Genomic DNA, 9,528 nt, shown 5'->3' with positions numbered 1-9,528 from the left:
CAAGAGTTTCGGCGGCCATAGCGCGAGGGAAACGCCCGGACACATTCCGAACCCGGAAGCTAAGACTCGCAGCGCCGATGGTACTGCAGGGGGGACCCTGTGGGAGAGTAGGACACCGCCGGACATAATTTCGAAGAGAGCCGCCCAAGGTTGGGCGGCTCTCTTTGGTTTAACGAGCTTCTGAGGTCAACGGGCGTGCTGAACGAGCACGTCCATTGCCGAGCCGCCCCGTCCGGGCGGCTCTTTTTTCGTTCAGGGTGACGGCGATCACGGAGACGGCGGGGACCGGCGGAACTAGTCTGATGAGATGGGTAACCGTCTCGGCGAATCCATGAGCCCGTATCTGCGTGCTCATGCGGGGAATCCGGTCGATTGGTACCCGTGGGGCGAGGCGGCATTCGCAGCGGCTCGCGAGCGTGACGTGCCCATGTTCATCTCGATCGGGTACGCGACGTGCCACTGGTGCCACGTCATGGCTCGTGAGAGCTTCAGCGACCCCGAGACGGCACGGATCTTGAACGACGGCTTCGTCGCTGTCAAGGTGGACCGCGAAGAGCATCCTGATGTCGACGCGAGCTACCTGGCAGCGGCCTCCGCATTCACGCACGAGCTCGGATGGCCGCTCACCATCTTCGCGACTCCCGCGGGCCATGCGTTCTACGCCGGCACGTATTTCCCGCCTCGCGAGATGCGAGGGGTGCCGTCCTTCGCGCAAGTGCTGGCAGCAGTGGGCGAGGCGTGGCGCGAGCGTCGCGAGCAGCTCGACGAGACGGCGGCCGCCGTAACGCAGGCGTTGGCCGCGGCATCCGCTGCGGAGACTGCCGGAGCGCTGCCGACCCTCGCACGGTTGCAGACGGCGGTCACTGAACTGGCGAGTCAGGAGGATCGGGTGTACGGCGGTTTCGGTCGTGCCCCGAAGTTCCCGATGGCTCCGGTGCTCGGCTTCCTCGCCGCGATGGAGGAACCGGGACGCACGGTCGCTGCCCGCACCATGCGACGAATGAGCGCCTCGCCGCTGCGGGATCCGGTGGAGGGCGGGTTCTTCCGATACGCGACGAAGGCGGACTGGAGCGACCCCCACTACGAGCGGATGCTGACCGACAACGCCCTGTTGCTCGGCGTCGCCGCCGAGCTCGTGCTGGCCGATCCGACCGACTCGGCGCTCGGCGAGACCGCCAAGGGGATCGCCGGATTCCTCACCGAGCGGATGCAGTTGGCGGCCGGCGGGTTCGCGAGTGCGCAGGACTCGGAGAGCCTGATCGACGGCGCGCGGAGCGAAGGCGGCTACTACCGACGCGACGCGAACGGGCGCGCCGCCCTCGAACCGCCCGCCCTCGACGAGAAGATCCTGACCGGGTGGAACGGGCTCGCGATCGGTGCGCTTGCCAAGCACGCGTCCACGTGCGGCGATGAGGTGTCGTTGGCATCGGCACGACGTGCTGCGGACCGATTGCTCGCAGACCACGTGAGGCCTGGCGGCGTACTCGTGCGGGCCTCGCTCGATGGAACAACGTCGGAGGCGGTTGCGACGCTCGAGGACACGGGGATGTTCGCGGGCGGTCTGCTCCAACTCGCAGTGGCGACCGGCGAGTGCGGCTACGCGGTTGCCGCGCGATCGCTCGTCGATGCTGCGATGGCGGCGGCGGCCGGTGCGACCGTCCCGTTCGCGCCGCCCGGCGGTGCCGACCCCGTGCTGCAGGCGCGCGGCCTGGTGCTGCCTGAAGATCCCGCGGAGGGCAGCGTCCCCTCTGGTATCACAGCGTGCGCGGATGCCGCGTGGCGGCTGTACCTCCTGGGCGCAGGCGACGGATATCGCACTGCGGCCGAGCAGGCGATGACCTCGGTCGTGAGAATCGCGCTGACGCGACCGCTCGCGTTCGGCGGAGCACTGGGGCTCATGGCGCGACTCGGGGCTCCGGTCGTGCAGCTCGTCACGGTCGTCGCCGATCGCAGCGACGGGCGCCGAGTCGGCGAGGAGGAACTGGGCCTCATCGAGGCGACGCGACGGCACGAGGCATCCGTCACCGTGGTCGTCGACGAGCAGCAGGCGAGCACGTTCTCCGACGCGGGATTCTCGCTGTTCGACGGCCGAACTACGCGCGACGGCACCGCGGCCGCGTACCGCTGCCAGACGTTCGTGTGCGCCCTCCCGGTCGGCGATGCCGCGGCTCTCGACGCGTTCGGCGGGCGCGCGTGACGCCCTGCTGTTGCGGGGTCCGCGGGTGCAGCGTCGCGAGTTCGGGCAGCAATCCGGCTCCCGTCAGCACGTCGGCGAAGGCGGTCTCTGAGGGGTCTTCGTAGATGACCTCGGAGCCGAGTTCCTGGCTGATCGTAGCGGCCAGCTCGGACGAGGTGAACGGCCCTCCCTGAGTTCGTAGGTTGCCCCCGTGTGGCCGTGTGAGTCAGCACTGCCGCGGCCAACGCGCCGAGGCTGACACCGCCCGGGTCGAACTCGCAACCCTGAACAATTCGGATATTTTCGACTGATGGCGCCCAACCATGCCGCAGGCATATATGCCTCCTTGCGGATCGTGCTGGACTACACCGGTGGGAACGTTGTTGAACAGGCTTACGAACGGATGCAGGCTGAGCCGACCGACCGACCGACCGCAGTCCGCGGGCTCTGCTCCACATCCGTACGATGAGAGCATGACCAGGCGAACGCAGGGCGGAGCAGGCGTCGTCGCCGTCGCCGCGATCATCGATGTGGTGCTGGTCGTCGTCTTCGTGATCATCGGCCGGCGCAGCCACGCCGAAGGGCTGGACCTCGCCGGATCGGCCGGTACGGCGTGGCCCTTCCTCGCGGCACTCGCCGTCGGCTGGGCCGCGACTTTCGCATGGCGGCATCCACTGGCCGTCTGGCCCACGGGGGTCGTCGTCTGGGCGGTGACCGTGGCCGGCGGCATGCTGCTCCGGGCGGTGGGCGGCCAGGGCGTGCAGTTCGCGTTCGTGGTCGTCGCCACGCTGACGCTCGCGGTGTTCCTCATCGGGTGGCGCCTGATCGCGCTGCTCGTCATCCGGAAGGCTCGCGACCGCGACCGCGACCGCGACGCAGTAGCGGCATGAATCCCTTCGAGTGGCTCTTCGATGCCCAGCTCGTGATCGGCGACCAGGTGATCCTCTGGCGCGAGATCGTCGGCAACCTCTTCGGCCTCGCGAGCGCTCTCGGCGGGCTCCGCCGCAAGGTGTGGGCGTGGCCGGTCGGCATCGTCGGCAACGCCTTGCTCTTCACGGTCTTCCTCGGGGCCGTGTTCGACACCCCGAACCCGGTCAACCTGCTCGGGCAGGCCGGACGGCAGCTGATGTTCATCGCCGTCTCGATCTACGGCTGGGTGCGGTGGTCGCGCCACCGCCACGTCAGCGCGACGGCGGTCGAGCCGAAGTGGGCGAGCCCCAGGGCGCGCATCCTGCTCGGCGTCGCCCTCATCGGTGGAACGCTTGTACTGACGCCGGTCTTCCGCGCCCTGGGTTCGTTCGAGCCGGTGTGGGCCGACGCGTGGATCTTCATGGGGTCGCTGCTGGCCACCTGGGGCATGGCGAAGGGGTGGACCGAGTTCTGGTTGATCTGGGTGGCGGTCGACATCGTGGGTGTGCCGCTGCTCGTGAGCGCCGGCTACTACGCATCGGCCTTGCTCTACGTCTTCTACGGCGTCTTCACGATCTTCGGCTTCATCACCTGGCGGCGAGTGCAGCGCCTCACCAGCGCGACGGCACCCGATCGAGCACCAACCACACCGCCGAACTGAGCTCGGGGTGGTCGAGGGCGATCTCGCGCAGCAGCTCGAACTCGAACTTCGCGGCCTCGCCTTCGCGGGCGGCCGGGTGGTAGGCACGTGCCCGAACCGTGCGCCAACGCTCGGAGTGCAGACGCTCTTCGCGAAGCGTCGCGACAACCTGCTCGTCGACCGACGGAAGGTCGGGCAGGAAGACCCATGGGTCTTCGCCCAGACGGCACCGAAGCTCGATGAGTGCCGAGAGCTCGTCGCGAGCGTCTTGACGCAGACGCTCGAGCGTCGTCGACTCTGCCATGCGCCCTCCCTCGCCTCATTCGATCGTAATCAACGCTAAACGCACCGTGTGACGGGCGGGTTACAAAGCGCAATCCGACGTGTACGGCAGATGACGAGTCGATGACGCTCGCCTCGCGGTCGCTCCGAACAGCTGATCGAACGGGTGGAAACTCAGCGGGGGATCCGAGGAGCGCGACATGGCTGCGGAATTCCTGATCCTGCGCGGCTGGTGCGCGCGCCGGCAGCCATGCCGCGGTGCGCTTGAATGGTCGGATGAGCACCGAACCTCGTCCGAGCCAGGGCATCGCCGTCGCCGGCTCCCGAACGACCGAGCTGCTGGGTCGGTTGCGTTCCGACCTCGTCGCCGCGCGTTTCACGGTCGCTGCACTCGATGAGCTGTGGGGTTCGGATGCCGCGGCCGCGCTCCACCGCGGCGAACGCGTGCCCGCACGTCGCGTCGTCGCTGCGCGGCGCACCGAGCTCGAGGCATTCGCCGGTCTCATCACGCTCGCCGAGCTGTTCGTGCTCGGCGGAGCGGTGCCCCGCGGCGACATCGCGGACGCGTTGCCGGCCCTCGGCGTCGACGGAGCCATCGAACTCGGGCTCTTGGGCGGCACTGACGCCACCGGCAGCGCAGGCCGCGCCGGCACCGCAGGAGCCGTTCGGGCCGCGCTCGACTTGCGCCCGTACGCCTTCATCGACGCGCAGGGGAGCGGCGAGTGGTGGATCATCTCCGACCTCGGCGAGCTCGTTCTCGGGCGGGCGCTCGGAGCGCACCACGTGCTCGGCGTCGGCGGCGCATCGATGACGTTGTCGGGGCTCATGCTGCCGACGCCTGCGGTGAGCGTGCTCGACCTCGGCACCGGGTGCGGTATCCAGGCCATGCACGCCGCTCGGTTCGCCGACCGCGTGGTCGCGACCGATATCTCGGAGCGCGCATTGGCGATCGCCGCGCTGAACCTCGCGCTGAACGGCATCGCGGGCGTGGAGCTGCGGCTCGGCAGCCTGTTCGATCCGGTCGCCGGGGAGCGATTCGAGCGGATCGTCTCGAACCCGCCGTTCGTCATCACTCCTCGGACCGAAGGGGTGATCGAATACGACTACCGCGACGGCGGCATGGTCGGGGATGCGCTCGTGGAGGCGGTCGTTCGCGGTATCGGCGAGCATCTGGAGCCGGGCGGGGTCGCTCAGCTGCTCGGAAACTGGGAGTACCGGTTGGGAGCAGACGATGCCCTGCATCGCGTCGCCGACTGGGCAGGCCACATCGACCACTGGATCATCGAGCGGGACCTGCTGCACGTCACGGAGTACGCCGAGACGTGGATCCGCGACGGCGGCACGCGGCCGGGCACGGCCGAGTTCGACCGGCTGTACGAGGCGTGGCTCGACGACTTCGCCGTCCGTGGCATCGACCGCGTGGGCTTCGGTTACGTGCTGCTGCGGCGAGCGGATGCCGCGGCATCCGCTCAGCCGTCGCCTGGCGCGTTGCTCGCCCGACTCGGGGGGCTCGCCCGCGTCGAGCGGCTGCACGGCGCGCTCGGCTCGAACGAGGCCGGACTCGGCGGGCACCTCGCGGAGTGCCTCGACGGTCACGACCGGCAGGCCGCGCTGAGCGACGACGCGTTCGCCGCAGCCCGGCTCGTGACCGCCGGCGACGTCACCGAAGAGCGCCACTACTGGCCGGGCGACGACGACCCGACTGCGATGCTGCTGCGCCAGGGCGGCGGATTCGGGCGTGCGATCAGCCTCGACACGGGGCTCGCGGCGCTCGTCGGCGCCTGCGACGGGGAACTCGCGGTCGGCGCGATCATCGGAGCGCTCGCGCAACTGCTCGAGGTCGACGAGGGTGCGCTCGGTGCTGAACTCGTGCCGGCGGTGCGAACGCTCATCGACGACGGGATGCTGCGCTTCGCGGAGTGAACGACCGATCGATTCAGACGGTGCCGGCCGGCGGCCACACCCCGATGATGAGGGCCATGATGAGCACCGTCACGAACTCGTGCGCGATGTTCAGGATCGTGAGGCCGGGTGGGCGCCCTTCGAACGCGTCGTGCGTGATGAAACGCGCGGCGGTGAAGCCGGCCCAGAGCATGAGGCCCGTCGTGATCGCCATCAGCAGGTAGTTGCCGCCGAGGGCCGTCCATGCCACTTGGGTGGCGATCGCGAGCACCCAGGCCGAGATGAAGCTCACGATGAGGGTCGTGAGGATCGGACCGACCGCCCCGCGATCGCCGGAATCATCGACCTTCGCGACCCGCATCCAGTAGTTGCCGAACACCTTCGGCGTGTACCAGATCGAGCCGACGAGCATCGTCGACAGCGTTGCGATGACCACGGCCCAATAGTTGACGTCGACGAGCATCAGCCGCTCCTTCGATTCGTCTGGACGGTCCCTGTGGTCTTGACGTCGACGAGCATCGGAGCCTCCCCTGCGGCCCGCACGGGCCCCTGTGGTCGGCAGTCTAGACCCGCGCACAGGCGGGCCGCGGTATTCTCGTGGTCGCACATCGAAAGCGAGCCCATGCCCGACAGTCCGCTCTCCGCCTCACCCTACGAGGTGCTCGGCGTCTCCTCCAACGCCGACGACGCGACACTGCGACTCGCGTACCGTCGCGCACTGCGCACCGCGCACCCCGACACGGGCGGCGACGTCGTGCGATTCCACGCCGTGCAGTCGGCGTGGGACCTGGTCGGCACACCCGATGCGCGCGCCGCCTTCGACCGCGGATCGCGAGCGGGCACTCCTGCGCCGACCCGAGAGGCCTGGGCCCCGGCTTCGCCGAGGCCGCGGCGCGACTCGCGTCCGTTGGCCCGCACCTACGGCCACCCCGGCGGGCTCTCCCGCGAGCGCTACCTCGACCTCATCCGCGAGTGGGCGGGCCGGGGTGTTACACTCGCCGACCCCTACGATCCCGCACTCGTGCGGAGCGCTCCGCACGACATCCGTCACGTGCTCGCCGACGCCCTCGCCGAAGAAGAGAGTGCGCGCGCGCTCGCGACGCTCGGCATCGCCTACACGGTGTGGCACGATCTCGCGACGGATGCCGCGGGCCGCGGACTGCCGCCGAAGCTCGACCACCTCGTGCTCGGCCCGACGGGGCTCTTCGCGATCCAGTCGGAGGACTGGGGCGGGCCTGTGGTGATGAAACGCGGCGAACTCGTCGGCGAGGCGCTCGGCGGCGAACGGCCGGTGCGCGCACTCGCCGCGCGGGCGAAGGCCATCGGTCGGGCCGCGCGCGTGAAGCCGACGGCGCTCATGATCGTCGTGCCCGACGAGCACACCGCCGAGCCGCTCGAACTCGGCGGCACCGTTCGCGGCGCGGTCGTCGCGCTCGTGCGGAGATCGCGCCTCGCGAGCGCCGTACGCGAGGGGCTGCCGGCATCGGCGCACCTCGGCGGCACCGAGGTCATGGAGGTGCGTTCGCGCCTGCAGGCGGTGGTGCGGTTCGCCTGAACTCGAGAGCTGGCCGAGGAGCGACGCGACACCGGCGACGCGACACCGGCGACGCCCCGCAGTGCGACCAGTGCGGCAGTATGGTCAGCGCGGCAGCACCGTCAGCACGCGGGTCGTGAACTCGAGGAAGCGCGTGAGGTAGGTGACGAGGAACTCGCGCGTGCTCTCGACCGTGACTTCGCCGTCGTCGGTGACGAGCCCGGGCGTCATCTGGATGTAGGCCTCGGGTGAGTTCATCTGCGGGGCGTTGCAGAAGCTCAGGATGCTGCGCAGTTGCTGTTGCGCCACCGCCGTGCCGATCGCGCCCGTCGAAGCGCCGATGACGGCTGAGGGCTTCTGGCTCAAGGCGTTGCTGCCGAACGGGCGGCTCGCCCAGTCGATCGCGTTCTTGAGCGCTCCCGGCAGCGAACGGTTGTACTCGGGCGTGACGAAGAGCAGGGCGTCGACGTCGGCGATCGACCGCTTGAAGTCGCGGGCGACCTGCGGGTAGTCGATGTCGAAGTCCCGGTTGTAGAGCGGCAGCTGCCCGATCTCAATCTCGGTGAACCGGAACTCGTCGGGCGCGAGGCGTGCGAGCGCGGTCGCGAGGCGACGGTTGATCGAATCGACCGAGAGGCTCCCGATCAGGACGCCGACGGTGTACGGCGGCTCGTGTTCGTAGGTGATCGACATCGTCGCGTCCTTCCCCTGGGTGGTGCCCCCGACTCCACCCTGCTCCTCGGGCGGGCTCGTGTCGAGCGGTGAACTCGACCGCGAGGCGCGGGCGGTGTTGGATGGGAGGATGCCCGCATCACGCACCGACGCCTACATCGCCGACTTCGCCGACTTCGTCCGCGACTCCCCATCGTCGTACCACGCCGCCGCCGAGACCGCCCGACGGCTCGAAGCTGCCGGATTCGATCGGCGAGACGAGCGCGACGAGTGGCCGGCCGGCGGCGGTCGCCACGTCGTGGTGCGCGACGGCGCCGTCATCGCGTGGGTGGCGCCCGAGGGAGCGGACGCGACGACGCCGTACCGGATCCTCGGTGCGCACACGGATTCGCCGTCGTTCAAGCTCAAGCCGCGCCCGACGTCGAGCTCCGAAGGGCTGTTGCAGGCCGGGGTGGAGGTCTATGGAGGGCCGCTCCTGAACTCGTGGCTCGACCGTGAGCTCGAGCTCGCCGGGCGCATCGTCACCGATGACGGCGCGCAGCACCTCGTGCGCACCGGGCCGATGCTGCGGATCCCGCAACTGGCGATCCACCTCGACCGCGAGGTGAACAAGGGCCTCACCCTCGACAAGCAGCGCCACATGCAACCGATCTGGGGCGCGGGCGCCGACGGCGACATCCTGGCGGTGCTCGCGGCGTCTGCAGGGGTGCCGGTCGATCGGGTCGTCGGGCACGACGTGTTCGTGGCAGACACCCAGGCGCCTGGCCGGTTCGGTCTCGCCGACGTCCTGTTCGCGTCGGGGCGCATGGACAACCTGAGCTCGGTCTACGCGGGACTCGCGGCGCTGCTCGATGCTCCGAACGATGCCGGGCACATCAGCGTGCTCGCCGCTTTCGACCATGAGGAGCTCGGCTCCGAGTCGCGTTCGGGCGCGAGTGGGCCGTTCCTCGACGACGTGCTCGTGCGCGTCGCGGCTGGGCTCGGCGCGGGTGAGATCGAGCGACGGCGCGCGTTCGCGGCATCCTGGATCGTCTCGTCGGACGCGGGCCATGCGGTGCACCCGAACTATCCCGATCGGCACGATCCCGCGAACCGGCCGGTGCTCGGCGGCGGGCCCCTGCTGAAGCTCAACGCGAACCAGCGTTACGCGAGCGACGCGCCCGGGTCCGGCTTCTGGGCGGCGATCTGCCGCCGGGCGGGAGTGCCGACCCAGTCGTTCGTGTCGAACAACTCGATTCCCTGCGGTTCGACCATCGGGCCGCTCTCGGCGACCCGACTCGGCATCCGAACGGTCGATGTCGGGGTGCCGCTCCTGTCGATGCACTCGGTCCGCGAGCTCGCGCACGTCGACGATCTCGCCGCGCTGGGTGCTGCCGTGACCGCCTTCTTCGCGTCAGCCGAGTAACGCCCGCG

9 protein-coding genes and 1 rRNA gene are annotated in these 9,528 nt (G+C 69.6%); 7 read left to right on the top strand and 3 right to left on the bottom strand.

Annotated elements, in window-relative coordinates:
* The first annotated feature begins 7 nt into the window (after positions 1–7).
* The 4 genes from rrf to pnuC all read left to right on the top strand — a co-directional run bounded on the left by rrf (position 8) and on the right by pnuC (position 3,746).
* Positions 8–124: ribosomal RNA gene (gene rrf, locus AC1C2R_RS20470) — 5S ribosomal RNA — on the top strand.
* Between the two features lie 183 nt (positions 125–307).
* Positions 308–2,197, top strand: a complete 1,890-nt coding sequence (locus AC1C2R_RS20465; protein ID WP_495381099.1) for a thioredoxin domain-containing protein — start codon at positions 308–310, stop codon at positions 2,195–2,197.
* 452 nt (positions 2,198–2,649) lie between these two features.
* Positions 2,650–3,066 carry a DUF3054 domain-containing protein gene (locus tag AC1C2R_RS20460; RefSeq protein WP_495353261.1) on the top strand — a complete coding sequence of 139 codons (417 nt, stop codon included), beginning with the start codon at positions 2,650–2,652 and terminating at the stop codon, positions 3,064–3,066.
* A complete protein-coding gene (pnuC, locus tag AC1C2R_RS20455; RefSeq protein ID WP_495353262.1) occupies positions 3,063–3,746 on the top strand; it encodes a nicotinamide riboside transporter PnuC in 684 nt (227 codons plus the stop codon). Before AC1C2R_RS20460 ends, pnuC begins: the two co-directional genes overlap by 4 nt.
* On the opposite strand, the gene AC1C2R_RS20450 is transcribed toward pnuC, so the two are convergent.
* Positions 3,697–4,029, bottom strand: coding sequence for a hypothetical protein (locus tag AC1C2R_RS20450; RefSeq protein WP_495353263.1), 333 nt, complete (start codon positions 4,027–4,029; stop codon positions 3,697–3,699). The genes pnuC and AC1C2R_RS20450 overlap by 50 nt on opposite strands.
* 254 nt (positions 4,030–4,283) lie before the next feature.
* Here AC1C2R_RS20450 and AC1C2R_RS20445 point away from each other — a divergent pair, with 254 nt between their 5' ends.
* Positions 4,284–5,930, top strand: coding sequence for a DUF7059 domain-containing protein (locus AC1C2R_RS20445; protein ID WP_495381098.1), 1,647 nt, complete (start codon positions 4,284–4,286; stop codon positions 5,928–5,930).
* A 13-nt stretch (positions 5,931–5,943) separates the two neighbouring features.
* Here the strand turns inward: AC1C2R_RS20445 and AC1C2R_RS20440 are convergent, their stop codons facing one another.
* On the bottom strand, positions 5,944–6,372 hold the full coding sequence (locus tag AC1C2R_RS20440; protein ID WP_495353265.1) for a DUF1761 domain-containing protein: 429 nt from the start codon (positions 6,370–6,372) through the stop codon (positions 5,944–5,946).
* Between the two features lie 159 nt (positions 6,373–6,531).
* On the opposite strand from AC1C2R_RS20440, the gene AC1C2R_RS20435 reads away from it, so the two are divergent.
* Positions 6,532–7,464 carry a J domain-containing protein gene (locus AC1C2R_RS20435; RefSeq protein ID WP_495381097.1) on the top strand — a complete coding sequence of 311 codons (933 nt, stop codon included), beginning with the start codon at positions 6,532–6,534 and terminating at the stop codon, positions 7,462–7,464.
* A gap of 84 nt (positions 7,465–7,548) precedes the next feature.
* Here AC1C2R_RS20435 and AC1C2R_RS20430 read toward each other — a convergent pair whose 3' ends face one another.
* Positions 7,549–8,136: an NADPH-dependent FMN reductase gene (locus AC1C2R_RS20430; protein ID WP_495353267.1), complete on the bottom strand. Its 588-nt coding sequence runs from the start codon at positions 8,134–8,136 to the stop codon at positions 7,549–7,551.
* A gap of 109 nt (positions 8,137–8,245) precedes the next feature.
* Between AC1C2R_RS20430 and AC1C2R_RS20425 the strand changes: the two genes are divergently transcribed.
* Positions 8,246–9,520, top strand: coding sequence for a M18 family aminopeptidase (locus tag AC1C2R_RS20425; RefSeq protein ID WP_495381096.1), 1,275 nt, complete (start codon positions 8,246–8,248; stop codon positions 9,518–9,520).
* Positions 9,521–9,528: the final 8 nt, after the last annotated feature.

It is taken from the genome of Agromyces sp. Y182 (assembly GCF_059445385.1).
Note: the sequence above shows the minus strand (reverse complement) of the source record. Positions and strands in the feature narration are given on the sequence as shown.